This window comes from Faecalibacterium hominis (ex Afrizal et al. 2022) (assembly GCF_049545105.1).
Taxonomy (GTDB): Bacteria; Bacillota; Clostridia; order Oscillospirales; family Ruminococcaceae; genus Faecalibacterium; species Faecalibacterium duncaniae.
On sequence record NZ_CP186860.1, the window covers coordinates 2585899 to 2610900 of the forward strand.

The window sequence follows — 25002 nt, forward strand, 5'->3', positions numbered from 1 at the left end:
AAATACTTCGATTCGGAGGAGAAGATATTATGGCATGTACAACGCTTCTGGTTGGTAAAAACGCATCCTATGACGGCTCCACCATGATCGCCCGCAACGACGATTCCGGTTCCGGCCATTTCACGGCAAAGAAATTCGTGGTGGTCCAGCCCGAGGAGCATCCGGCGGTCTACCGCTCGGTGCTGTCCCATGTGGAGATCCCGCTGCCCGGTGACCCCATGCGGATGACCGCCATGCCCAACGCCGTGGAGGGCAAGGGGATCTGGGCCGCAGCCGGTGTCAATGCCGCCAATGTCGGCATGACCGCCACCGAGACCATCACCTCCAACCCCCGCGTGCTGGGCGCTGACCCGCTGGTGGTGTACCAGCCTGCCAGGGGGGAGCAGCCCGAGGTGCCCGGCGGCATCGGCGAGGAGGACATCGTCTATCTGGTGCTGCCCTACATCCACACCGCCCGCGAGGGCGTGGAGCGGCTGGGCAAGCTGCTGGAGACTTACGGTACTTACGAGATGAACGGCATTGCATTCCAGGACGTGAATGAGATCTGGTGGCTGGAAACCATCGGCGGCCATCACTGGATGGCACGCCGTGTGCCCGATGACAGTTATGTGGTGATGCCGAACCAGCTGGGCATTGATGCCTTTGATCTGGACGATGCCTTTGGCGCGCAGGAAAACCATCTCTGCTCGGCTGACCTGAGGGAGTTCATTGTAAAGTATCACCTCGACTTGGCACAGGACGGCGTGTTCGATCCTCGTGCCGCCTTTGGCAGCCACACCGATTCCGATCATGTTTACAACACGCCCCGCGCCTGGTACATGCTGCGCACCCTGAACCCCACCACCTGGGTCTGGGATGGCCCCGATGCCGACTATACCCCGGCTTCCGACGACCTGCCCTGGTGCATGGTGCCTGAGAAGAAGATCACCCCCGAGGACGTGAAATATGTGCTGTCCAGCCATTATCAGGGCACGCCGTACGATCCGTATGCAAGCTACGGTGCCAGAGAGAACCGGGGCGTTTACCGCTCCATCGGCATCAACCGCAACGACTTTGTGGCGCTGATCCAGCTGCGGTCTGATCTGCCCACCGACCTGCAGGCAGTGGAGTGGGTGGCCTACGCCTCCAATGCCCTGAACGCCATGGTGCCCTTCTACGCCAATGTGGAGACGACCCCGGCCTATCTGGCCGGCACCACCGGTGAGGTGTCCACCGACAGCTTCTACTGGGTCAGCCGGATGATCGCTGCGATGGCGGATGCTTCCTATGGCAAGTCGGTGTTCCATGTCGAGCGCTATGAGCTGGGGGTGCTCTCCGCCTGCCGTGCCCTGCTGAATCAGTATGACGCAAAGCAGCTGGCCGAGACCGACCCTGCCCGCCGCGCCGCCCTGCGCCAGGAGGCCAACGAGGCCCTGGCCGCTGAGGTCAAGGCCCGCGCCGCCGACACGCTGGATAAGGTGCTGTTTGAGCTGAGCAGCAATATGAAGAACGCATATTCCCGTTCAGATATGTGATATTTAAACGATATAATCCATCTGGTAGAAATAAGAATGCCCTGTACCATGCAAAACGGTACAGGGCATTGTTGTTTTGAAAGATAATTTAAGCGGCCAGAGCGGTCTTGATGGCGTTCATCACGGCATCGCTGTTCTCACAGCACACCATGACCACTTCGCCGGTGGGGACAGTGGCCACCTTGGCGGAGGCGGCGATCTGGTACTGATCCTCGAGGTAGTGCTCCATCGTCTGCTGCTGGTTCTGGATATAGGCATCCATTGCGTCCACGACCTCCTGCGTCTTGCCCTCAGCAGGCTTGATGATGGCAACGCCGTAGCTCTGCACCATCATGGAAGAGAGGGAAGCGGCAAGATCGGTGTAGCTGCCCTCGGGCAGGTCCAGCAGGGGGAGCAGCATGTTCTGAATCTCATCGTTCAGGTCATCCGCCGGATAGCTGGCGCTGTAGCCGTACTGGGCGGTGAACTTGCCGTCCTCTGCCGGGGAGAAGATCATATAATAATCATTGTCCTCGGCTTCCCGGGCATCGTGGATGATCTGGGTGTAGTCTTTGGGGGTGGTATCTTTTTTGCTGCCGCAGCCGGTGAACACCAGCAGGGCACAGCCAAGAGCCAGCAGAGCGGCAAGAATGCGTTTTTTCATGGTCGTAGTTCCTTTCGTCTGACAAAGGCAGGGTGATCGTGATCAGTCTGCCCGCCTTTGGGGGCATTTATGCAGCCGCTGAACGGCGGCCTTGTATCAGGAATACGGCCCGGTCGGCCAGAAGATTGCACGGCAGTTGTAACAGTTCTGTGAACGGCTTACAGCTGCAGCGCTTCCAGATCACCATGGTTGACCGGAGTAGAAAGGATGATCTGGGTGCTGGTGGTGCCCAGCTTCTGGAACTGCAGGATCAGGTGCTCCAGCTGGGGCATGCTGCCGCAGCTGACCTTGATGAGGAAGGTGTAGGCACCGGTGACGTGGTAGCACTGCAGCACCTCCTTGCTGTTCTGCATCAGCTCCACCAGCTCGTCCCGGTGGCTGGGTGTGACGGACAGGCTGATGAGCGCGTCCACATAGACACGGTCTGCCGGGCGGTTCAGCACCACGGTGTAGCCGCTGATGATGCCGTCGGTCTCCAGCTTGTGGATGCGGCTGGAAACAGCCGGGCTGGTCAGTGCTACCTGCTCGGCAATCTCCTTGACGGGCATCCGGGCATTTTTTGCGAGAAGGGAGAGGATCTTGCGGTCTAAATCGTCCATGAGAAAGGTCTCCTTTTATGTTTTTGTTGAATTGTACAAAAATTTTTGAAAGTAAAGTTTTACTGTTGTTGCAATCGCATAAACTGCGGAAAAACTCGCTTTTGTGTTTTCTGTGTTAATTATATAAAGTTTTGATCGAAATGTAAAGTGCTAAATTAAAGCAAATGTCAAAAATTTTGTTTGACAAGAAAAGAAAAAAGCGTATAATACATATCGCGAGGCACGGTAAGCGCCAAAGACTGCGCAAAACACGTTGTTTCTCAAGTGCCTGCATTTGAATTGCGATTCCCAACTTTATATACTTTCCCACCCCTCTATACACAAAAACCCGCTGCCAGGCGGGTTTTTGTGTTTGTTGGGGATTTTTTTATTTGTTCGAGACGATAGGACGGCGGGGAGTTTCCCAAAGCAAGTGTCCGGAGGGTGGGACCCGACTGCCGTCAGGCAGTTGGGCGGGGGATGGAATGCCCCGTATCACTTGCGTGGGAAAGCTCCCCAACGGCCGATTCCCTTTATTAAACCAAGAATCCTTCAAAACAGTGCAGGTCCTCGGTTTTGACGATGCCTTCCAGATAAAGCCCGTCCTCCCGGTACTCCTCCAACTGCACGCTGCCCCGCTCCCGCATGGGGGCGGCCAGGCCCAGCTTATCATAAGGCAGCAGCACCCGGATGGTGTGCACCCGGTCACTGAGCAGCTCGTCCAGCTTTTTCAGCAGGGCATCCAGACCGTAGCCGGTCTTGGCACTGGTCAACAGGATGTCCGGGTCAAAGTTCAGGGCATTGGGCTTGTCACACTTGTTGTAAACGGTCAGGCGGGGGATGTCGGCACAGTCCAGCCCGTCCAGCACCTCATCGGTAACGGCCAGCTGCTCTTCCCGCTGATCGTCGCCCGCGTCTGCCACCCGCACGATGACATCAGACCATGCGGCTTCCTCCAGCGTGGATTTGAAGGCCTCCACCAGATTGTGGGGCAGACGGGAGACAAAGCCGACCGTGTCCACCAGCAGAACGGCCATGCCGCTGGGCAGAACCAGCTTCCGGCTGGTGGGGTCCAGGGTGGCAAACAGCATGTCGGCCTCGGCCACGCTGGGGCCGCACAGGGCATTCATCAGGCTGGATTTGCCCACGTTGGTGTAGCCCACAAGGCTGACCACCGGCATCCCGGTCTTGGCCCGGGCCTTGCGGCTCTCGCCCCGGCGCTTTTCCATCTCGGCCAGCTTTTCGGCCAGTGCGTCGATGCGGGCGTGGACGTGGCGGCGGTCCAGCTCCAGCTTGGTCTCACCGGCACCACGGCGGGCACCACCGCCGCCGCCGCCACCGCCGCCCTGGCGGCTCAGGCTCTCGCCCATTCCCTGCAGGCGGGGCAGACGGTAGCGCAGAAGCGCCAGCTCGGTCTGCAGCTTGCCCTCGTTGGTCACGGCGCGGCTGCGGAAGATTTCCAGGATCAGCATGGTGCGGTCAATGACCTCCATGCCGCCCAGCGCCGTGGAGATGTTGCGGATCTGGCTGCCGGTCAGCTCGCCGTCAAACACGGCACACTCGGCACCCAGCTCCCCGGCGGCAGCGGCGGCCTCCTCCAGCTTGCCGCTGCCCAGCACGATGCCGGTCTCGGGGGTCTGCCGCTTCTGGGTCACGGATGCCACAGCCTCCATGTGGTTGGCCTCGCAGAGTGCGGCCAGCTCGTTCAGGCTGCGCTCGCAGTCCCATAACCCCTGATCCAGGGCCAGTAAGATGACCTTTGTGGGGGGCGTTTCTACTAAAATGTCATAAAGTTCGCTCAAAATAAACCTCTCAGTTCTTCATGGTGTTCCCGGGTAAGGGCGTAGCACTTGCAGGCAACCGGTGTGCCGTCAAATTTGTGGTAGACAGAATCGTGGTCGTAGACAAAGCCGGCTTTCTGCTGGACCCGGCCGCTGGCAGGATTTTCAAACGCATGGCAGCAGGCCAGCCAGCTACTATCTGTATTTTTGAACCAGTATTCTACAACTGCTTTTAGCGCTTCGGTGGTAAAGCCTTTGTTCCACCAGGCCTTGCCGATGCAGTAGCCCACTTCCCACACGCCGTTCGTGTGGTCGAAGCCGGGCCAGGGGTCACGCTCCGGCTCGGCGGAACTGGATGTGAACACGCTGATGGAGCCAAACACCTGCCCGGTGGCTTTTTCCACGATGGCCCACTGGTAGTAATCTCCATTGGGGTAGAGAAGCGCCCATGCGGCCAGCAGTTCCCGGGTCTCGTCCGCGTTTTTGTGGGGCTCCCACCGCAGCCAGCGGGTTACATCCGGGTCATTGGCCCAGTTGGCGTACATCATGGGGGCATCCTCCGGGGTCAGCGGGCGGAGAAGCAGCCGCTCCGTTTCGATCGTTTGTGTGCCTGCATGGCGCATGATACATCTCTCCTCACATGTAAAAGTTACGCATAGGATAGCACAAAACTGCCCTGCCTGCAAGCGATGCCTCAAAAAAACGCTTGACAAGAGTCGAAACTTCATTAAACTGAAGAATATAGAGCTCATTTGTGAGATGCGAGGAAGTATATATGATGAACATTCGCGAACTGTTACAGACCCGCCCCCTGCTTTTTGATGGTGCCATGGGTACTTATTATAAGGCGGCTCCCGGGGTGGAGTGCGAGCAGGCCAACCTGACCGACCCGGCGGGGGTGCTGGCTGTCCACCGGGAGTATCTGGCGGCAGGGGCTGATGCCGTCAAGACGAATACCTTCAGCCTGCCCCGGCTGGCGGCGGCACACGCGCCCGGCTGGGAACAACTGGCGCAGGCAGGCTGGCAGCTGGCTGTGCAGGCCGCAGAAGAGACGGGTGCCGCCGTTTTTGCCGACCTCGGCCCGGCTCCGGATACCGAGGCGGTTCCGGCGGGGCAGGTATATACGGCTGTGGCAAAGCAGTTCGCGGCGCTGGGGGCCAGGAATTTCCTGTTCGAGACCCTGAGCTCCGATGCGGGCCTTCTGGATGCCGTGGGGGCCATCAAGGCGGAAGTGCCGGATGCCTTTGTGCTGGTGTCCTTTGCGGTCCTGCCCGACGGCTACACCCGGGAGGGCATGTACTGCAAAGACCTTGCCCGGCGGATGCAGGAAAGCGGCATCGTGGATGCTGTTGGCCTGAACTGCGTGTCGGCACCCGGTGCCATGCGCACACTGGCAAAGCAGCTGGGGGGCACGCTGCCCCTGTCGGTCATGCCCAACGCGGGTTATCCCATTGTCACCCGGACGCAGGTGAAGTATCAGGGCAGGCCGGAATATTTTGCAAGGGAGCTGGGCCGTCTGGCCGCCGAGGGCACGGTTCAGATCCTGGGCGGCTGCTGCGGCACCACCCCCGCCCACATTGCCGCCCTGCGGGCGGAGCTGGACAGCCTGCCCGTGGTGGAAAAAACGGCTCCGGCAGAAGAGTTTTCCACCGTGAAGGAACAGACGGTGGAAAACGAGGACGCATTCCTGCGCAAGCTGAACGCAGGGGAAAAGGTCATTGCCATTGAGCTGGATTCGCCCCGCACTGCGGACCTGACCGGCTATCTGGAAGGGGCAAAAAAGCTGCAGGCGGCGGGCGCTGACCTGCTGACCATTGCCGACTGCCCCATTGCACAGGCCCGGATGGATTCCTCTCTGGTGGCCTGCCGGGTCCACCGGGAGCTGGGGCTGTGCACCCTGCCCCACATGACCTGCCGCGACCGCAACCTGAACGCCACCAAGGCCCTGCTGCTGGGCCTGTATGCCGAGGGCGTGCGGGAGGTGCTGGCCATCACCGGTGATCCCATCCCCACGGCAGAGCGGGACGAGGTGAAGAACGTTTACCAGTTCAACTCCCGCAAGCTGGCCCAGTACATCGTCTCGCTGGCAGGGGAAGGCCGGGAGATGCCCGGCCCCATGACCGTGTTCGGTGCCCTGAATCTGAACGCCCGCAACTTTGATGTGGAGCTGCGCCGGGCAAAGGAGAAGCTGGAAAACGGCATGAGCGGCTTTCTGACCCAGCCGGTGCTCTCGGCACAGGCGGTGGAAAACCTGAAAAAATCCCGGGAGACGCTGGGGGTCGATGCAAAGATCCTGGCCGGTATCATGCCAGTGGTCAGCCAGCGCAACGCCATCTTCATGGAGAACGAGATCAACGGCATCCATGTGGAGGACTGGATCATTGAAAAGTTTGCCGGGCTCGACCGTGCCCAGGGCGAGGAGCTGGGGCTTGCCATCTCGCTGGAAATGGCAAAGGCCGCCCTGCCGTATGCGGACGGCCTCTACCTGATGACCCCCTTCAACCGGGTGGCCCTGATGGAGCGGCTGATCGGCAGATTGAAGCAGGAAGTTCTCGGAGCATATTGACAAAACGCCAAAAAAACGTTATATTCTTTGTATAAATGCAACGAGAAAGAGTGTGCGCGGCAAACCGCCTTGCAGAGAGTCGGGGTCAGGTGAGAGCCCGGCAGGTAAGCGCCGCACACTGTCGCTTTTGAGCAGGGGCGGTGAAGCCAGTAGCCGCCCTCGGAGCTGCCCCACGTTACCGGGGCATCAAGGGGCACGGGCTGTGTTTGCAGCCGGTGCAATTTGGGTGGTACCGCGGTATGTAGTTTACAGCCGTCCCATGGAACGTTCCGTGGGGCGGCTTTTTTCGTCCCACTCATCACATTTTTGGGAGGATACAATGAAAGAACTCGCAAAACAGTACGATCCCAGCCAGGTGGAAGACCGTATCTACCAGTTCTGGCAGGACGGCGGCTACTTCCACACGGAAGCGGACCCCGACAAGAAGCCTTACACCATCGTTATGCCCCCTCCGAACGTGACCGGCCAGCTCCACATGGGCCATGCGTTGGATAACACCATGCAGGATGTGCTCATCCGCACCAAGCGGATGCAGGGCTATGCCGCCCTGTGGGTGCCCGGCACCGACCACGCATCCATTGCCACCGAGGCCAAGGTCGTGGAGGCCATGCGTGCCGAGGGCCTGACCAAGGAGATGGTGGGCCGCGACGGTTTCCTGGAGCGCGCCTGGGACTGGAAGACCAAGTACGGCAACCGCATCGTCAGCCAGCTGAAAAAGCTGGGCACCAGCTGTGACTGGCAGCGGGAGCGCTTTACCATGGACGAGGGCTGCTCGGATGCCGTCAAGGAAGTGTTCGTGCGCCTGTACGACAAGGGCCTGATCTACCGCGGCAACCGGATGGTCAACTGGTGCCCCCACTGCAATACCTCTATCTCGGATGCTGAGGTGGAGTACGAGGAAAAGGACGGCAGCTTCTGGCACCTGCTCTACCCGGTCAAGGAGACCGGTGAGATGCTGGAGCTGGCAACCACCCGCCCCGAGACCATGCTGGGTGATACCGCTGTTGCCATCAACGGCGAGGACCCCCGCTATGCCCACCTCCACGGCTGCCATGTTGTCCTGCCCCTGCTGAACAAGGAGATCCCCATCGTCTGCGACGAGCACGCTGATATGACCAAGGGCACCGGTGTCGTCAAGATCACCCCCGCCCACGATCCCAACGACTTTGAAGTGGGTCTGCGCCATGATCTGCCCATCGTCCGGGTGTTTACCTACGACGGCCACATGACCGGTGCTGCCGATAAGGCCGCTGCCGATGCACTGTTTGCCGCAGGCAAGAACACCGTGAACGAGCCTGAGGTGCTGGACTGCGGCAAGTACGCCGGCATGACCACCCTCGAGGCCCGCAAGGCCATTCTGGCAGACCTGAAGGAGGGCGGCTTCCTGAAGGAGATCGAGCCCCTGAAGCACGAGGTGGGCACCTGCTACCGCTGCCACTCCACCATCGAGCCCATGGTCTCCAAGCAGTGGTTCGTCAAGATGGAGCCGCTGGCAAAGCCTGCCATTGAGAGCGTGGAGAAGGGCGAGATCAAGTTTGTGCCCGAGCGCTTTACCAAGAACTACCTCAACTGGATGAAGGGTACCCGTGACTGGTGCATCAGCCGTCAGCTGTGGTGGGGCCACCAGATCCCGGCCTTCTACTGCGATGACTGCGGCGAGACCGTTGTTGCCAAGGAGATGCCCTGCACCTGCCCCAAGTGCGGCGGCAGCCACTTCACCCAGGACCCCGATACCCTGGATACCTGGTTCTCCTCCGCTCTGTGGCCCTTCAGCACTCTGGGCTGGCCCAACGAGGACAGCGCGGACCTGAAGTATTTCTACCCCACAAACACCTTGGTCACCGGCTATGATATCATCGGCTTCTGGGTCAGCCGCATGATCTTCTCCGGCCTGGCCTACACCGGCAAGGCACCCTTCGACACCGTCTGCATCCACGGCATCGTCCGCGACAGCCAGGGCCGCAAGATGTCCAAGAGCTTGGGCAACGGCATCGATCCGCTGGAGGTCATTGCCCAGTACGGCGCGGATGCACTGCGCTTCATGCTGCTGGACGGCTCCACCCCCGGCAACGATATGCGTTACAGCGAGAAGAAGGTGGAGGCTGCCCGCAACTTTGCCAATAAGCTGTGGAACGCCACCCGTTTCGTCCTGATGAACCTGCCCGAGGACTTCCAGCCCGGCCTGCCCGAGGAGAGCAAGCTGGACATGAGCGACAAGTGGGTGCTGACCAAGCTGAATCAGGTGGCCGGTGCCATGACCGACAACCTCGACCATTTCGAGATGGGTCTGGCCGCTGCCAAGATCAACAGCTTCATTTGGGATGTCTACTGCGACTGGTTCATCGAGATCGCAAAGCCCCGCCTGAATTCCGGCGATGCAGAGCAGGCAGATACCGCCCGCCGTGTGCTGGTGTATGTGCTGGACAAGGCCCTCAAGCTGCTGCATCCCTTCATGCCCTTCATCACGGAGGAGCTGTATCAGGCCCTGCCCGGCTCCGCCGAGACCATTATGACCCAGAGCTGGCCCACCTTTGACGAGGCACACAACTGGGCCGAGGAAGAGGAAGCCTTTGAAAAGGTCATGGACTACATCAAGGCAGTCCGCACCATGCGTACCGAGATGAATGTCCATCCTGCCAAAAAGACCAGCATGATCATCGAGACGGCTGATCCTGCTCCCTTCCGGAATGCAGAGGTCTATCTGGCAAAGTTTGCCTTTGCCACCGACGTGACCTTTACGGAAAAGTACGAGGGCAGCACCGATGGCATGGTGCAGGTGTCCACCCACACCGCCCGCGGCTTTATCCCCATGATGGAGCTGATCGACCGCGAGAAGGAGCTGGCCCGCCTGAACAAGGAAAAGGCCAAGGCCGAGAAGGAACTGGCCATGTTTGAGAACCAGCTGGCCAACCCCAAGTTCGTGGAGCGTGCCCCCGCCGCTCTGGTGGAGGAGATCCGCGCAAAGCGCACCAACAGCCAGAGCAAGCTGGCCAACATCGAGCAGAGCATCAAGGCTCTTGGCTAAGCGGATGCAGGAACAGAATCAACGCACCTCCCCGTGGCTCATCGCGTGGCGGGTGATCTTTACCTTTGCCCTCATCGGCTGCATCGTGTTCATCTTCTCCAACTCTCTGCAGATCGCGGATGTGTCCGAGGGGGCCAGCGGCCGGGTACTGGGGATACTGCAGGGCATCCTGCGGCATCTGGGCCTTCCCGGTGCCGCTGACCGGCTTACCATGCACATCGTGCGCAAGCTGGCGCATTTCTGCGAGTATCTGCTGGAAGGCTTCCTGCTCATGCTCTGCCTGCGGGTGTACACCCGGCATTTCTTCAAGCATGTGTCCTGGCCTGTGCTGGGCGGCCTGCTCACAGCCCTGACCGATGAGACCATCCAGCTCTTTGTGCCGGGCCGCAGCGGCCAGGTCACCGATATCTGGATCGATTTTTCCGGTGTGATGACCGGCCTGCTGGTGGGGCTCATCCTGCTGGGGCTTGTCCGGATGTGCATCATTCTCTATCAACATCGAAACGAGGTTTGACGCAATGACCATTGAACAGGCAAATGCCTATTTTGCATCTCTGCCCGAGGGCTTTGCCCCGGCCCGGCAGCTGCAGGAAGCCCTTTCTGCCAAGGCAGGCCGGGTGGATTATCTGGGCGTAGCCGGTACGGCTGGCAAAACGACCGCCGCCGCCCTCACGGCGGCGGTGCTCAGGGCTGCCGATCTCGTTACCGGCAGCTACCACGCAGGCTGTGAACCGCTCTCTGCCCGCATCCGGGTGAATGGGGAGCCTGTGGCACCGGAGCTGCTTGCACAGGCCGCCGAGACCCTGAGCGCCCGGGAGACCCTGCCCCGTGCTGCCGCCGAGCTGGCTGCCGCTGCCCGCTGCTTTGGCGAGGCAGGCTGTGCGCTGGCCGTGGTGGAACTGCCCGATGCGGGACTTGCCGAGGCCCTGCCCAAGATGCCGGTCTGTGCGGTCACCTCCATCGGCCCGGACGGCATCAGTGCCTCACTGGAGCGCTCCGCCGCGCTGGCGGCCGGTGTCATGCGCAAGGGCAGCATCTGCGTCACCGCGCCTGAGCAGCCCAAGGCTGTGGTCAGTGAGCTCGTCGTGGCCGCCGGTAAGGCAGACTGTGAGCTGGTCGTGCCGGACCCCGATGATATCACCTTCCTCGAAGCCGAAAAGTTCGCCAGCCGTGTGGACTACGGCGGCTATACCGTGCCGCTGGCCTTCCTGGGCCGTCACGCGGCGGGCAGTGCCGCCATTGCGGTGGAGCTGGCTCTGGCCCTCTGCAAAAAGGGCTATGACATCCCCGATGAAGCCATTCTGGAAGGTCTGGCCGCTGTGGAGAACCGCAGCAGCATCCGGGTCCTCTCCCAGCGCCCGCTGGTGGTGCTGGATGCCTGCCGCACCCCGCAGCAGGCCATTGCCCTGCTGCGTGTCCTGAACAGGGCCAAGGTGCGCCACCTGAGCGCTGTCATCGGTCTGGCAGAGGAAGAAGGAGCGGAGGCCTTCTTCTCCGCGCTGGAAAGCGGCCTGACGGCTGAGACCCAGAAAAAAGACCGTACCACCATGCCCGGCATGAGCGAGAATCCCTTTGATAAGGTGTTCCTCGTTCCCCCGGCGGGTACGGATGCCGCCATGACCGAGCGCCTGCTGGAAAAGGCACGCTACCACTTTGATGCCGAGCTCTGCGGGAGTCTGGCCGAAGCCGTGGAGCTTGCCCGGGCCAACAGCCGCCGCGGCCTTCTGATCTGCGGCGGCGAAGCCATCGCACTGGAAGCTGCCGATCTGCTGGCTGAAAAGTAAGCGACACCCTTTTCTAAAATATGCCCGAAAGAGCCTGTACACTGATGAAAACGTGTACAGGCTCTTTTATTTTGGTTTGGAGGAAACCGCTCGGGCTATGTTTCGCACTGCCGCCCTCCCGGAAAGGGGAAGCCTCCGGCAGGCCGGACAAGCCTGAGCGATTCACGCAAGGAAAGGACAGAAAATGGCAACAGTTACATTCAGTGCGGCGGACGATCTGCTCTATGCCTATCTGGCAGGTGAGATCGACCACGATGCAGCACAGAACCTGCGCATCCAGCTGGACGATGCCCTTTTGGCCCGCACCCCCAAAACGCTGGTGCTCGATCTGGGCGGGGTTGGGTTTATGGATTCGTCCGGGGTGGGGCTGATTCTGGGCCGCCAGCGCTGCGCCCGCAGTCTGGGCGGAACCCTGCGTATCCAGCACGCCCCGGAGCAGCTGCGCCGCGTTCTGCGGCTGGCCAATATCCCCTGCACGGATGCAGGACAGGAGGAATGAAGATGAAAGCGGAAAACACGACCAGGATCCAATTTGATTCCCTCAGCGTCAACGAAGCGTATGCCCGCGGTGCGGCAGCGGCTTTTCTGGCCCGGTATGACCCCACCGTGCCCCAACTGGCTGACCTGAAAACGGCGGTATCCGAAGCCGTCACCAACTGCATCGTCCACGCCTACCCCGACCGGGTGGGGCCCATCACCATGACAGTCTCCGTTTATCCGGGGCGGGTGGTCAGGATCGTGATCGCAGACAAAGGGGTCGGGATCCCGGATATCCCCAGGGCGATGGAGCCGCTCTTCACCACCGGCAACCCGGAGGAGCGCTCCGGTCTCGGTTTTGCGGTCATGCAGAGCTTTATGGATAAAGTCAGTGTGCGCTCCGCTCCCGGCAGGGGCACCCGGGTCATTCTGACAAAGCATCTGGAGGAAAAGCCCTCTACATAAAAGGAAATGAGGGAATACCATGGTAACGGACAAGACCCGGCGCAGTGCATTCATTGAACAGAACCTCGGGCTGGTACACGCCTGTGCCGGACGCTTCCGGGGCAGGGGCATTGAATACGATGATCTCTACGGCGCTGGCTGCATGGGGCTGGTCAAGGCGACCGACGGCTTTGATGAGGGGCGTGGGGTCTGCTTTTCTACCTATGCAGTGCCGGTGATTCTGGGCGAGATCAAAAAGCTCTTCCGGGAGGGCGGCACAGTCAAGGTCAGCCGCTCCTTAAAAGAACTGGGGCTGCGGGTCAATGCGGCGCGGGAACATCACAGGAAGCTCTGCGGCACCGAGCCGACCCTTTCTCAACTGGCAGAAGAGCTGGGGGAGAGCGTGGAGAACATCACGCTTGCGATCCAGGCTGCACAGCCCGCCCTGAGCCTGACCCCGGAAGGGGAGAACAGTGACCGGCAGATAGATATCCCGGTGGAATCCCCGGAGGAAGAACTTGCGGATAAGATCGGCCTGGCCGAGGTGCTGGAAAGTCTGCCGGAAGAGGACCGGCTCCTGATCCGTCTGCGGTTTTATGCCAACCGTACCCAGAGTGAGACGGCAAAAGTGCTGCATACTACGCAGGTACAGATCTCCCGGCGGGAGCGCAAGATCCTGCGGAAAATGCGGGAGCGGCTATTGGAATGAGCCGTGCAAAAGAAAATAGGGCTTTTCTTGAAAAATGTAAAAAAAGGGCTTGCTTTTTGTCTGAGTCTGTGCTAAAATACATTACTGTCAGGCGGATGTCTGACACAAACGCTTCAGAAAAAACGGATGAAAAGTGACGAAGGTCGATTGGTTCTTCTAAGAACTTCAAAAAATCTTCAAAAAAGTGCTTGACATTCTGACACAAACGTGCTAAAATGTACAAGCTATCAGCCGCTAAGGCTGAGGCGCACAGGACCTTGAAAATTGAACAATATCGAAAAACTTGTAACGGAACCTATTTTCGTGTTGGAAAAACACGTTAAACAATTCCAAACAAAGTAATTCACACAGGACGCAAGCGATTGCGTGCTGAGCGAAGAAGATTTAACACTTTTTAAGTGATAAATATCATTTATAAAGAGTTTGATCCTGGCTCAGGACGAACGCTGGCGGCGCGCCTAACACATGCAAGTCGAACGAGCGAGAGAGAGCTTGCTTTCTCGAGCGAGTGGCGAACGGGTGAGTAACGCGTGAGGAACCTGCCTCAAAGAGGGGGACAACAGTTGGAAACGACTGCTAATACCGCATAAGCCCACAGGTCGGCATCGACCAGAGGGAAAAGGAGCAATCCGCTTTGAGATGGCCTCGCGTCCGATTAGCTAGTTGGTGAGGTAATGGCCCACCAAGGCGACGATCGGTAGCCGGACTGAGAGGTTGAACGGCCACATTGGGACTGAGACACGGCCCAGACTCCTACGGGAGGCAGCAGTGGGGAATATTGCACAATGGGGGAAACCCTGATGCAGCGACGCCGCGTGGAGGAAGAAGGTCTTCGGATTGTAAACTCCTGTTGTTGAGGAAGATAATGACGGTACTCAACAAGGAAGTGACGGCTAACTACGTGCCAGCAGCCGCGGTAAAACGTAGGTCACAAGCGTTGTCCGGAATTACTGGGTGTAAAGGGAGCGCAGGCGGGAAGACAAGTTGGAAGTGAAATCTATGGGCTCAACCCATAAACTGCTTTCAAAACTGTTTTTCTTGAGTAGTGCAGAGGTAGGCGGAATTCCCGGTGTAGCGGTGGAATGCGTAGATATCGGGAGGAACACCAGTGGCGAAGGCGGCCTACTGGGCACCAACTGACGCTGAGGCTCGAAAGTGTGGGTAGCAAACAGGATTAGATACCCTGGTAGTCCACACCGTAAACGATGATTACTAGGTGTTGGAGGATTGACCCCTTCAGTGCCGCAGTTAACACAATAAGTAATCCACCTGGGGAGTACGACCGCAAGGTTGAAACTCAAAGGAATTGACGGGGGCCCGCACAAGCAGTGGAGTATGTGGTTTAATTCGACGCAACGCGAAGAACCTTACCAAGTCTTGACATCCTGCGACGATGCTGGAAACAGTATTTTCCTTCGGGACGCAGAGACAGGTGGTGCATGGTTGTCGTCAGCTCGTGTCGTGAGATGTTGGGTTAAGTCCCGCAACGAGCGCAACCCTTACTGTCAGTTACTACGCAAGAGGACTCTGGCAGGACTGCCGTTGACAAAACGGAGGAAGGTGGGGATGACGTCAAATCATCATGCCCTTTATGACTTGGGCTACACACGTACTACAATGGCGTTAAACAAAGAGAAGCAAGACCGCGAGGTGGAGCAAAACTCAGAAACAACGTCCCAGTTCGGACTGCAGGCTGCAACTCGCCTGCACGAAGTCGGAATTGCTAGTAATCGTGGATCAGCATGCCACGGTGAATACGTTCCCGGGCCTTGTACACACCGCCCGTCACACCATGAGAGCCGGGGGGACCCGAAGTCGGTAGTCTAACCGCAAGGAGGACGCCGCCGAAGGTAAAACTGGTGATTGGGGTGAAGTCGTAACAAGGTAGCCGTAGGAGAACCTGCGGCTGGATCACCTCCTTTCTAAGGAGTCAGGCAGATGGAAGAACATCGAAGATGGTCGGCCATCTGGAACAGGTGACAGATACAAGCAGAGTAGATATTGTTCGATTTTGAGGGCCCTGAAAAGGGGTTACTCAAAACCTTATGTGGGGGTTTAGCTCAGCTGGGAGAGCACCTGCTTTGCAAGCAGGGGGTCAAGGGTTCGATTCCCTTAATCTCCACCACATGGGCCAATAGCTCAGCTGGCTAGAGCACACGACTGATAATCGTGAGGTCGATGGTTCGAGTCCATTTTGGCCCACCATGTGATGAAAATCAAAGTTTCGGGAGACCGGGCTTTGAAGGACATCACCAAGACGTACCTTGAAAACTGAATAATAACTGCGAAACAAAGATTATAGTAAGTTCTTTTAAGAAATATTGCAATTTCAAAAGGAAGGGTAACAATAATCTTCGTTGGCAATAAGAGAGAATCAAGAGGATACCAAATGTTCTGAAAGAACGTTTGAAAGGTCAAGCGAACAAGGGCGCAGGGCGAATGCCTTGGCACTGGGAGCCGATGAAAGACGTGATAAGCTGCGATAAGCTTCGGGGAGCTGCAAATAAGCATTGATCCGGAGATCTCTGAATGAGGAAACTCACCTGGGTTCATACTCAGGTACAATACACTGAAATTTAAAATAGGTGTATTGAGGGAACCGCCTGAACTGAAACATCTAAGTAGGGCGAGGAAGAGACATCAAACGAGATTCCGTAAGTAGTGGCGAGCGAACGCGGAAGAGGGCAAACCGAGAGTAGAAATACTTTCGGGGTACGGACTGCTTTTAAGACTTAATCTGTTAACCGAACGGCATGGGAAGGCCGGTCAGAGAGTGTGAGAACCACGTAGGTGAAAACGGAGAGAGCTGCGCAGGATCCAGAGTACGGCCAGACACGTGAAACCTGGTCGGAATACGGGGGGACCACCCTCCAACCCTAAATACTACCCAGTGACCGATAGCGTATAGTACTGTGAAGGAAAGGTGAAAAGCACCCCGGGAGGGGAGTGAAATAGAACCTGAAACCCTGTGCCTACAAGCACCTAGAGCGCGTCAAAGCGTGATAGGGTACTTTTTGTAGAACGGTCCGGCGAGCGATTGTATGCAGCAAGGTTAAGGACTTAAGGTCTGGAGCCGAAGCGAAAGCGAGTTTGAAAAGGGCGTTAAGTTGCATATAATGGGCCCGAAACCGGGTGACCTACCCATGGTCAGGTTGAAGTGGAAGTAAAATTCCATGGAGGACCGAACCGACCTCCGTTGAAAAGGCGGCGGATGAACTGTGGGTAGCGGAGAAATTCCAATCGAACCCGGAGATAGCTGGTTCTCCCCGAAATAGTTTTAGGACTAGCCTCAAGTTAGATACCTGGAGGTAAAGCACTGAATAGCCTAGCGGCCGAGAGGTTAGCGAAGCTTATCAAACTCAGAATGCCAGAGTATTGATGCTTGGGAGTCAGACAGTGTCAGATAAATGTCATTGTCAAAAGGGAAACAGCCCAGATCTACAGCTAAGGTCCCAAAGTCAGGTTAAGTGGAAAACGATGTGAAGATACGCAGACAACCAGGATGTTGGCTCAGAAGCAGCCACTCATTCAAAGAGTGCGTAATAGCTCACTGGTCGAGCGTCTTTGCGCGGAGAATTTAACGGGGCTAAACCTGACACCGAAGCTTAGGCAATGTAGTAATACATTGGGTAGGGGAGCGTTGTATACGCGGAGAAACAGTAGCGTAAGCGGCTGTGGAGTGTATAGAAGTGAGAATGCCGGAATGAGTAGCGCGAATGCAGTGAGAATCTGCATGGCCGAAAGCCTCAGGTTTCTGGAGGAAGGTTCGTCCGCTCCAGGTTAGTCGGGAGCTAAGGTGAGGCCGAAAGGCGTAGCCGATGCACAGACGGTAGAGATTCCGTCACCACCAAAAGAGTTAAGCACAGGGACACATATGAAGTCTCAGAGCCGGGTGTTGGTTCCGGTAGAGATCGAGGGAAATTAGTACCGAAGTCTGAGATGGAAGATGGCGAGAAAAGCTGTGTGTATTTCTGAGGTGCCCGTACCGCAAACCGACACAGGTAGGTAGGAAGAAGATTCTAAGGCCAACGGGAGAAGGGTTGTTAAGGAACTCGGCAAATTGACCCCGTAACTTCGGGAGAAGGGGTGCTCCAGAGATGGAGCCGCAGAGAATCGGCCCAAGCAACTGTTTACCAAAAACACAGGTTTGTGCTAAATCGAAAGATGACGTATACGAGCTGACGCCTGCCCGGTGCTGGAAGGTTAAGAGGAGATGTGCAAGCATTGAATCGAAGCCCCAGTGAACGGCGGCCGTAACTATAACGGTCCTAAGGTAGCGAAATTCCTTGTCAGGTAAGTTCTGACCCGCATGAAAGGCGTAATGATTTGGGCACTGTCTCAACAGCCCGCCCGGCGAAATTGTAGTACCGGTGAAGATGCCGGTTACCCGCGACAAGACGGAAAGACCCCATGGAGCTTTACTGTAGCCTAATATTGGGTTTCGATGTTGCATGCACAGGATAGATGGGACTCTGGGAAACCAAGGCTTTGGCTTTGGCGGAGAGGCCGTTGGGATACCATCCTTGCGATATTGGAATTCTAACCTGCGGCTCTGAATCGAGTCGGGGGACATTGTTAGGTGGGCAGTTTGACTGGGGCGGTCGCCTCCTAAAGAGTAACGGAGGCGTTCAAAGGTTCGCTCAGCTTGAACGGAAATCAAGCAAAAGAGTGCAAACGCAGAAGCGAGCCTAACTGCGAGACTGACGGGTCGAGCAGTAACGAAAGTTGGAGTTAGTGATCCGGTGGTATGTGAGTGGAAATGCCATCGCTCAACGGATAAAAGTTACCCTGGGGATAACAGGCTGATCTCCCCCAAGAGTCCACATCGACGGGGAGGTTTGGCACCTCGATGTCGGCTCATCGCATCCTGGGGCTGTATTCGGTCCCAAGGGTTTGGCTGTTCGCCAATTAAAGCGGTACGCGAGCTGGGTTCAGAACGTCGTGAGACAGTTCGGTCCCTATCTGTCGTGGGCGCAGGATATTTGATGGGAGCTGTCCCTAGTACGAGAGGACCGGGACGGACGTACCTCTGGCGCACCAGTTGTTCCGCCAGGAGCATAGCTGGGCAACTACGTACGGATCGGATAAACGCTGAAAGCATCTAAGCGTGAAGCCGACCCAAAGATAAGATATCCCACTGATTCAATCAGGTAAGATCCCTTGTAGACTACGAGGTTGATAGGCACGATGTGTAAGTGGAGTGATCCATTCAGCAAGTGTGTACTAATAGATCGAGGGCTTGACCACAATTCGCTTGAATTCTCAAGTCAATGACAAAATGTAAGCAGTGATTATTCAGTTTTGAAGGCACGTCCTTCAAGAAATACTGGACAAAGTAGAATAGAAATGTTATACTGAACCAGTCATATTGGTCGGTGACGATGACGGTGAGGTTCCACCTGTTCCCATTCCGAACACAGAAGTTAAGCTCACTCGTGCCCAAGATAGTTCGCTGGAAACGGCGCGTGAAAATAGGTAGTCGCCGACTTTTATATGGCCCGTTGGTCAAGCGGTTAAGACAGAGGCCTCTCACGCCTTTAACATCGGTTCGATTCCGGTACGGGTCACCATATGCACCTCTAGCTCAGTTGGTAGAGCAACTGACTCTTAATCAGTGGGCCCAGGGTTCGAGTCCCTGGAGGTGCACCAGATATTGAACGTCAAATCGTAAGATTTGACGTTCTTTTTTGTTATGTAACCCCGAAAAATCGGGGCTTGCACGGTCAATGCACGGTTTTTGCACGGTCGGCGTTTTCGTGGGAATCCTCTGCATGGGCTGGAATTGCTTTGAAATGCGTGGTAAATTTTGCATCAGGTCAGCAGAGCCAGACGGAGCTGCGCCTTTACTTCGGGGTCTGCGTCCTTCAGAAGTTCCAGCAGAGCGGTCATGGAGATGGTCGGTTCGCCTGCGGCGGGTACAGCCTGCGGGCTGGGGCTTTCCTGTTTAGCATAAAACCCTTCCTCAAATTTCCTGCCCAGTTCTACACGAGAGGACTGCTGGATATGAGCGTAGGTGTTCACCAGCATATCCGCCGTGGCGTGCCCTGTGGTGCCCTGAACGGCTTTCACATCGCCGCCGGAGATCATCAGTTGATAGGTGGCACTGGAATGCCGCAAACCGTGGAACACAATGCGGGGGAATTCCGGGTGGGCATCCTGCCATTTGAGGAACTTCTTGCGGATCAGCACCGGCTCCACTGCCAGACCATTGGGTAGACGGAACAGCATTCCGCTATCATGGTAGCGTGCCGGGTCTTTCATCTCGTCTGCCGCCAACTGATTCAGCCACTTCTTCAATTCCTCTTTCAGTGCAGAGGTCATGAAGATGGTACGGCAGGAGGATGCGGTTTTGGTGCTTTTCAGGATGAGGGAAGTGGTGCTGCGCTCCAGCTTGTCCGGGAATATCTTGATGATGCAGCCATCGTCCACTTGATTTAGGGCTTCTTTCCGCACCCGCTGCATGGACTTGTTGATACGGAAGGTTCCGATGCCATCTGCTGCGTCAAAATCGAGATCTTCCGGGGTCAGACCTACGATCTCGCCCTCTCGCAGTGCGCCCACCAGTGTGAGGTGGACTGCCAGATGCAGGATGGGGTCCTCCATGCTGTCCAGAGCCGCCCTCATTTCCTCTACCGTCCAGATGGTGCGCTCCTGCGTAGACTTCTTGGGGCTGTCCACGGGAACAGGGCTTTTGACAAGGATGCCCCACTCTACGGCATACTGGAAGGCAGTGCCCAGCAGCCGGTGCACCTCATGGATCGTTGTGCCGGAAAGGAAACGCTGCTTCTGCTTTTCGGTCAGTTCCTGCTTCTTGCCCTCGATATACGAACCACAGGGCGTTTTGCTCAGGGTCGTGTAGAGGTTCTCCATGTGGTAGGGCTTGAGCTTCTGCATCTCCATGCTACCGATATAGGGGATAATGAGATTCTGAATGGTGGAAAGGTTGGATTCGTAGGTTTTGGGTGCCCACTTGTGCTTGCTGCACTGTTTCGGCAGCCAGTCCATCAGGAACTCTGCCACCGTTACCGAGGACGGAATCAGGAAAGTGCCAGCGGCCAGTTCATGCTCGATTTGCTTTTTTCGGTTCGTTGCCTCCTCTTTTGTGGGAAAGCTCTCCCATTTGTCGCAGCTCTTGCCGTGCTCATCTTCGTAGGTGTAGCGGACGCTGTAAGAGTTGCCGCGCTTCGTAATATATGCCATACTGTTTGCCTCCTTATCAAGCTGCCCGGTAGAGCCACGCATCGAAGCTGTCCTTCGGCACACGGATGCTTCCGCCTACTCGCAGGACACGGAATTCGGTAGTGCTGTTGCACAGATTGTAAGCAGAGCGCAGGCTGATGGCCAGCATTCGTGCGATCTCTTCCACCGTGTACACCAGTTTCGTGGTTGCCGGGCTGTCAGTCGGAGACTTGACGGCATTGGTTTGAGTGACCACTTCCATTGTAGTGGGATTCGAGCCCTTTTGCAAGAACTTTTTCGTATAATCGGAAGATTGCACAGGGACGGTCATAGAATTACGGTCAAAATCCATAAGCGTTGCTCCTTATATTGTCATATCATCTAAAAATTCAGCTTAAAGTTCTACATCTTGCCCACGCTTACGGTTTTGCTGCGGCACATTCATGGTGTGCTCCTGCTTGGGGGCAAGAATCTTTTCCAGAAAGCCACGCACCAGTTCGGGCGCACGGTGGAGAGCATCCAGATAGGGTTTCATGTCGTACCACAGGTCGTGGTACTTGTTGCTCCAACGAACGGCCTCCTTCTTGGCGGTGGAAAGTTCTTCTTTCAAGCGGCGGTTCTCCATGTCCATCATATAGCCGTGGTCGGCTTGCTTTTTCAGCTTGGAAAATTCTTCTTCGGTCAGCGAGTAGTTGCCGAGGAAGGTGCGCTTGCCGATATAATCCAGATCACGCGCATGAATGAGGGCTTCTTTCGTGAGCGTGGTCTTTTTCTGAATGGAGGCAAGTTCTTTCTCCTTTTGGGAGAGGGTCTGACTGGTTTTAGCAAGCGATTGTGCCTGCTGGTCGGCTTGGGTGGTCAGGGTGTCCAGCCGTTCCTGTTCCCGCTGGACTTTGAACTGGGTGACGGTCAGGTGTTCTTCGGTGCTGCCGCGCTCACCGCGCTCCACATCCGTGTACCCGGCAGTACGCATATAGTTGAAGAAATCGTCTTGCAGGATGCTGTACGACTTCTTCAGGACTGGTTTGCCGTTCTTTTGCAGCACAGGCTTTCCGGCATCGTCCAGCAGGGGCTTGGAAGCCCACTTCTTGCTTCGGCTGACCTGCATGACGGTCTCCTTGACGGTGCCGACCAGTGCCTTGTCCTTGCAGCGTTTCGACCAGAGGATCTGCTTTTCCACCACGGGCACATAGAGCACATGGAGATGATAGTGGTAAACTTCGCGGCCTAATGCTTCGGTCATGGCACGGTTGATCTCATCGGCGTGCATGACTGCCGAGAGGATATACTGCTCACCACCCACAATCTGCACAGCAGCTTTGTAGGCATCCGCATAGAACTGCTTGGCGAACTCGTAGCCGCCGTGGTTGTCGAAGTAGGCTGAGTTGACATCAAAGACAAGCTCACAGTAGTGGGTGGCATCCGGTTTCAGGCCGCGCGTGGAGATGGTTCCATCGGCTTCCAACTGGGCGAACAGGTCGGTGTAGCTGGCGGTTGGCTTTTTGAAGTGGACGTTCCATGCAGCGCGCTGGGGGATAATATCGGGGTTCCGATAGCTGTCCTTTTCACGCTCATTGTGCTGCTGGGTGTTGCCAACGGCCTTGTCCGAAACGGCGAGATTTCGGACACTGGTGCGGTCAACGCCATCGTTTCTTGCCAAAGGGCATCCCTCCTTTCGGGGTTCAGAGGAAGGTGACGGGGACGGAGATGCACTTCCCCGGAAGTGTAATAACCCACTATGACACTTTCATCCCTATGGGCTGCAAAGTGTAGTGGGCTCTTCGAGGACTCTCCGAGGGGGAACGTCTCCTGCGGGAGAGCTACAATCAAGTTCGCACAATGCGAACTTGATTGCTCCGTACGCATCTGAAAAAATTGCGTACGGAGTTCAATAACCTGTACGGTTCGTACGGTGTACAGACAAGCAAAATACAAGCGATAAAACGCTTGATTTTCTTAAAATCTACCGTACAGGTGCGTACAAGTACAGACCGTACAGGTTGTACGAACTTCTTCCGTGAAAAAATGCACTTTTTACGGGCAGGGGTGGACAAGCGGCTCGATGCCTACAAAACCCCGCACCCTGCGGCCACCGGGCAGGTAGATGTTGTTGGTGGCTTCAAGGTTATAGCGGCGGTCATTCTGGCGCAGCTCTGCGCTGAAACGAATCGCCGATACGCTGTGGCAGGCGTTGTCCTCGCACCACTGCTTATAAATGTCGTAGAACTCCTTGGAACTGATGGAGTAGTCCGCCTTGAAGCGGAAGTAGCCCTCGGACTCCATGAAGTCGATGACGTTGTTGCTGCTGCGTTTGATGGTGTCCACGTTGGCGGCGGCTCGTTCGCTGACCGTGAAGTGGAAATCGCTCTGCACCAGCCGGTGCAGTCCTTCCAGACACCACAGCAGGATGCCCTCCAACTCGGCGCACATCTTCTCCACAAGGAAGGGGTCATCCGTGCGGTCAGCAGGCTTGTCCTTGGTGGTCAGGATGAGTTGGCGACGAAAGAAGCCATCCGAATGGTCGTACAGCGAGGTCAGCGCACCGTTGCCGAAGCAGAGGAACCGGGCGTAAAGGTCCCGCTGGTAGCTCTGGACACCTTTGCGCTCCAAGTCCAACTTGGCTTCGGCAGTCACGATGGTCTTAATATAATTCGTTTTAGGCAGGGCGTTCATATCCATATCATCGTCGATCATCAGCAGGCGGCGTTCCAGATCGGCACGGGCAAAGCGGTTGTTCTCCACTTTCTGGACGCTGCCGTTGCTGGCGGCATCCCCCATGAGCCGTTTCAGCACCAGTCCGATGCGGGACTTGCCCTCGCCGCCCTTGCCAACGATGAGCATCATCTTCTGTCCCTTGGTGCTGGGGATCAGGCAGTAGCCCAGATATTCCTGTAAGGTAGGGATGTCGGCATCGTCCAGCAGCTCGTGCAGAAAGGTCAGCCAGCGGTCAGGGGTGGCGGCTTTGGGGTCATACTTCACAGGCAGGCGGTTCTGGCAGAACAGGCGGCTCTCCTGAAAAGAGCCATCCGGCAGATGGTACACGCCGTTCTGGAGGTGGATGCAGTCCTGTTCGATGGGAAACGGGTCGGAAAAGGCCAGCAGCTTGATGGTCTCCAGAATGTTGGTGATCTTTTTTGACAGGCCGGAGGTGACATATTCCTCGATGTTCTCCAAGATGCGCTGCTTGATCTCGCTCTCATCCTCTACCGGGCCGTCCAGCGTGTACAGCGTTCCGTTGACGCATTTCAGCGGCCACTGTTCCAGAAAGGCACGGCCAAACTGGACTTCATCGATCTTCTTGCCGTTGTACCAGTCCGGCCATAAAGGGTTGCGGGAAATGTTTTTCTTCATAGGGTGGTTCTCCTTTAGAAAAGTGAAGTGGTGGGTCTCACCGTGAGACCCACCACTTCAGGTGAATAAATTGTCAGGCGCACTTTGCCAGAGCAAGGCGGTCGGTGCGCTCCTCCAGCATCAGCAGGTACGACCCGGACAGCAGCCGTGCAGCGGCATCGGCCGTCTGCTGGGGCGTCCCAAATGCAACGCAGTCCGTCAGGTGCTCGATGGTCTCGGTCGTGTGGAGGGCTTCTTCAAACCGTGGGTCATGCGGTTCCTCCGGGGTGGCGGGCTTGTAACGCTCTCGCCAGTCGTGCAACAGGTCGAGATAATCGGTCAGCACCCGCAGGCAGTAGGCGATGTCTGCCCACTGCTCGTCCGTCAGGCCACGCTTGGGCGGCGGCAGGGCGATGGCATTGGCGGGCGGCTTGTCCGGGTCAAGCCAGAGCTTGTCGGGGCGAGGCCCCTCCATCTTGCTGACGCAAGACCGCTCTGTCACTTGCAGTCCCCACTGGGGACTGCATTGCTTCGCAAACGCGAAGTCATTTATCAGCTTCTCGGCGGCTTGCCGTGGGTTCAGGTCGAACAGCTTGGCGGTGAGGTCGATGGCATCTCCGTTGGCTCCACAGCCGAAGCAATAATAATAGGTGTCGTTCAGCATCATACTGGGGTGGTTGTCGGAGTGGAACGGACAGCACACCATGCCATGGCGGTCGGGCTCCATGCCGTACATCTCTCCCACCTGCCGAACGGTGATGGCGGACTTGACGGTTTGATACAGGCTCAAGGGCATTTCTCCTTTGTTTCGTGTGTTGCACCAGAGTACCCCAAAGTGGGAACTCTGGTGTTTTTTGCTTCCTGCCTGAATATACGGGAAATTTTGCAGGAAAGGCAAAAAAGCAGCAGAACTGCAACGGAAAAAGAAAAAAGCCCTCACTGGTTGCAGGGCTACAACAGCAAGGGTGGAGA

At 56.9% G+C, this 25002-nt stretch carries 17 protein-coding genes, 4 tRNA genes, 3 rRNA genes and 1 other annotated feature; of the genes, 15 read left to right on the plus strand and 9 right to left on the minus strand.

The features are described 5' to 3' along the window. Positions 1-29: 29 nt before the first annotated feature. Positions 30-1514 (plus strand): C69 family dipeptidase, encoded by a 1485-nt coding sequence (locus ACKXGA_RS12445; RefSeq protein WP_423729609.1) that lies wholly within the window; start codon positions 30-32, stop codon positions 1512-1514. An 88-nt stretch (positions 1515-1602) separates the two neighbouring features. Here ACKXGA_RS12445 and ACKXGA_RS12450 read toward each other — a convergent pair whose 3' ends face one another. From ACKXGA_RS12450 to ACKXGA_RS12465, 4 genes are all read right to left on the minus strand, one after another. Next, complete coding sequence (locus ACKXGA_RS12450; RefSeq protein WP_097771812.1) at positions 1603-2157, minus strand: DUF4358 domain-containing protein; 555 nt, start codon at positions 2155-2157, stop codon at positions 1603-1605. Between the two features lie 158 nt (positions 2158-2315). Continuing rightward, positions 2316-2756, minus strand: a complete 441-nt coding sequence (locus ACKXGA_RS12455) for an Lrp/AsnC family transcriptional regulator (protein WP_097771813.1) — start codon at positions 2754-2756, stop codon at positions 2316-2318. 515 nt (positions 2757-3271) lie between these two features. Then, positions 3272-4537, minus strand: coding sequence for a GTPase HflX (gene hflX / locus ACKXGA_RS12460; RefSeq protein ID WP_423729610.1), 1266 nt, complete (start codon positions 4535-4537; stop codon positions 3272-3274). Beyond that, on the minus strand, positions 4534-5139 hold the full coding sequence (locus ACKXGA_RS12465; RefSeq protein ID WP_423729611.1) for a GNAT family N-acetyltransferase: 606 nt from the start codon (positions 5137-5139) through the stop codon (positions 4534-4536). The genes hflX and ACKXGA_RS12465 overlap by 4 nt, the downstream gene beginning before the upstream one ends. A 152-nt stretch (positions 5140-5291) precedes the next feature. On the opposite strand from ACKXGA_RS12465, the gene ACKXGA_RS12470 reads away from it, so the two are divergent. From ACKXGA_RS12470 to ACKXGA_RS12535, 14 genes are all read left to right on the plus strand, one after another. Then, positions 5292-7082: a bifunctional homocysteine S-methyltransferase/methylenetetrahydrofolate reductase gene (locus ACKXGA_RS12470; RefSeq protein WP_423729612.1), complete on the plus strand. Its 1791-nt coding sequence runs from the start codon at positions 5292-5294 to the stop codon at positions 7080-7082. A 31-nt stretch (positions 7083-7113) separates the two neighbouring features. Beyond that, positions 7114-7345: a binding site (T-box leader), on the plus strand. A 56-nt stretch (positions 7346-7401) separates the two neighbouring features. After that, positions 7402-10107, plus strand: coding sequence for a valine--tRNA ligase (locus ACKXGA_RS12475; protein ID WP_156061815.1), 2706 nt, complete (start codon positions 7402-7404; stop codon positions 10105-10107). Then, entirely contained in the window at positions 10100-10621 is a 522-nt protein-coding gene (locus tag ACKXGA_RS12480) for a VanZ family protein (RefSeq protein WP_423729613.1), read from the plus strand. Before ACKXGA_RS12475 ends, ACKXGA_RS12480 begins: the two co-directional genes overlap by 8 nt. A gap of 4 nt (positions 10622-10625) precedes the next feature. Then, complete coding sequence (locus tag ACKXGA_RS12485; RefSeq protein ID WP_423729614.1) at positions 10626-11891, plus strand: folylpolyglutamate synthase; 1266 nt, start codon at positions 10626-10628, stop codon at positions 11889-11891. A 184-nt stretch (positions 11892-12075) separates the two neighbouring features. Next, a complete protein-coding gene (locus tag ACKXGA_RS12490; protein WP_005936547.1) occupies positions 12076-12390 on the plus strand; it encodes an anti-sigma factor antagonist in 315 nt (104 codons plus the stop codon). 2 nt (positions 12391-12392) lie between these two features. Then, positions 12393-12833 carry an anti-sigma F factor gene (gene spoIIAB, locus ACKXGA_RS12495; protein WP_035395071.1) on the plus strand — a complete coding sequence of 147 codons (441 nt, stop codon included), beginning with the start codon at positions 12393-12395 and terminating at the stop codon, positions 12831-12833. 19 nt (positions 12834-12852) lie between these two features. After that, a complete protein-coding gene (locus tag ACKXGA_RS12500) occupies positions 12853-13521 on the plus strand; it encodes a sigma-70 family RNA polymerase sigma factor (protein WP_117477378.1) in 669 nt (222 codons plus the stop codon). Positions 13522-13932: 411 nt separating this feature from the next. After that, positions 13933-15443, plus strand: a 16S ribosomal RNA gene (locus ACKXGA_RS12505). Positions 15444-15570: 127 nt separating this feature from the next. Then, positions 15571-15646, plus strand: a tRNA-Ala gene (locus ACKXGA_RS12510). 3 nt (positions 15647-15649) lie between these two features. Beyond that, positions 15650-15726 (plus strand) — tRNA-Ile (locus tag ACKXGA_RS12515). Positions 15727-15933: 207 nt separating this feature from the next. Further along, positions 15934-18768 (plus strand): 23S ribosomal RNA (locus tag ACKXGA_RS12520). Between the two features lie 124 nt (positions 18769-18892). After that, a 5S ribosomal RNA gene (gene rrf / locus ACKXGA_RS12525) occupies positions 18893-19009 on the plus strand. Together the 16S, 23S and 5S rRNA genes with 4 tRNA genes alongside form the textbook arrangement of a ribosomal RNA operon. A 7-nt stretch (positions 19010-19016) precedes the next feature. Beyond that, positions 19017-19091 (plus strand) — tRNA-Glu (locus tag ACKXGA_RS12530). Between the two features lie 3 nt (positions 19092-19094). Beyond that, positions 19095-19170 (plus strand) — tRNA-Lys (locus tag ACKXGA_RS12535). 162 nt (positions 19171-19332) lie between these two features. Here ACKXGA_RS12535 and ACKXGA_RS12540 read toward each other — a convergent pair. The 5 genes from ACKXGA_RS12540 to ACKXGA_RS12560 all read right to left on the minus strand — a co-directional run bounded on the left by ACKXGA_RS12540 (position 19333) and on the right by ACKXGA_RS12560 (position 24820). Beyond that, the gene (locus tag ACKXGA_RS12540) at positions 19333-20721 is read right to left on the minus strand and encodes a site-specific integrase (protein ID WP_097786545.1); all 1389 of its coding nucleotides are present in this window, start codon (positions 20719-20721) and stop codon (positions 19333-19335) included. Between the two features lie 16 nt (positions 20722-20737). Continuing rightward, on the minus strand, positions 20738-21052 hold the full coding sequence (locus ACKXGA_RS12545) for a helix-turn-helix domain-containing protein (protein WP_423729364.1): 315 nt from the start codon (positions 21050-21052) through the stop codon (positions 20738-20740). A gap of 42 nt (positions 21053-21094) precedes the next feature. Then, entirely contained in the window at positions 21095-22360 is a 1266-nt protein-coding gene (locus tag ACKXGA_RS12550; protein ID WP_423729363.1) for a plasmid recombination protein, read from the minus strand. A 374-nt stretch (positions 22361-22734) separates the two neighbouring features. Then, on the minus strand, positions 22735-24051 hold the full coding sequence (locus tag ACKXGA_RS12555; protein ID WP_423729362.1) for a DNA primase family protein: 1317 nt from the start codon (positions 24049-24051) through the stop codon (positions 22735-22737). 73 nt (positions 24052-24124) lie between these two features. Further along, entirely contained in the window at positions 24125-24820 is a 696-nt protein-coding gene (locus ACKXGA_RS12560) for a CHC2 zinc finger domain-containing protein (protein WP_423729615.1), read from the minus strand. Between the last annotated feature and the right edge of the window lie 182 nt (positions 24821-25002).

Bases quoted from the DNA above. Each gene is read 5' to 3' on its own strand.
- ACKXGA_RS12470 (WP_423729612.1), top strand. From the start codon at position 5,292: ATGATGAACATTCGCGAACTGTTACAGACCCGCCCCCTGCTTTTTGAT.
- ACKXGA_RS12475 (WP_156061815.1), top strand. From the start codon at position 7,402: ATGAAAGAACTCGCAAAACAGTACGATCCCAGCCAGGTGGAAGACCGT.
- spoIIAB (WP_035395071.1), top strand. From the start codon at position 12,393: ATGAAAGCGGAAAACACGACCAGGATCCAATTTGATTCCCTCAGCGTC.
- ACKXGA_RS12545 (WP_423729364.1), bottom strand. From the start codon at position 21,052: ATGGATTTTGACCGTAATTCTATGACCGTCCCTGTGCAATCTTCCGAT.
- ACKXGA_RS12490 (WP_005936547.1), top strand. From the start codon at position 12,076: ATGGCAACAGTTACATTCAGTGCGGCGGACGATCTGCTCTATGCCTAT.
- ACKXGA_RS12450 (WP_097771812.1), bottom strand. From the start codon at position 2,157: ATGAAAAAACGCATTCTTGCCGCTCTGCTGGCTCTTGGCTGTGCCCTG.
- ACKXGA_RS12445 (WP_423729609.1), top strand. From the start codon at position 30: ATGGCATGTACAACGCTTCTGGTTGGTAAAAACGCATCCTATGACGGC.
- ACKXGA_RS12455 (WP_097771813.1), bottom strand. From the start codon at position 2,756: ATGGACGATTTAGACCGCAAGATCCTCTCCCTTCTCGCAAAAAATGCC.
- ACKXGA_RS12555 (WP_423729362.1), bottom strand. From the start codon at position 24,051: ATGAAGAAAAACATTTCCCGCAACCCTTTATGGCCGGACTGGTACAAC.
- ACKXGA_RS12500 (WP_117477378.1), top strand. From the start codon at position 12,853: ATGGTAACGGACAAGACCCGGCGCAGTGCATTCATTGAACAGAACCTC.
- ACKXGA_RS12485 (WP_423729614.1), top strand. From the start codon at position 10,626: ATGACCATTGAACAGGCAAATGCCTATTTTGCATCTCTGCCCGAGGGC.
- ACKXGA_RS12540 (WP_097786545.1), bottom strand. From the start codon at position 20,721: ATGGCATATATTACGAAGCGCGGCAACTCTTACAGCGTCCGCTACACC.
- ACKXGA_RS12465 (WP_423729611.1), bottom strand. From the start codon at position 5,139: ATGCGCCATGCAGGCACACAAACGATCGAAACGGAGCGGCTGCTTCTC.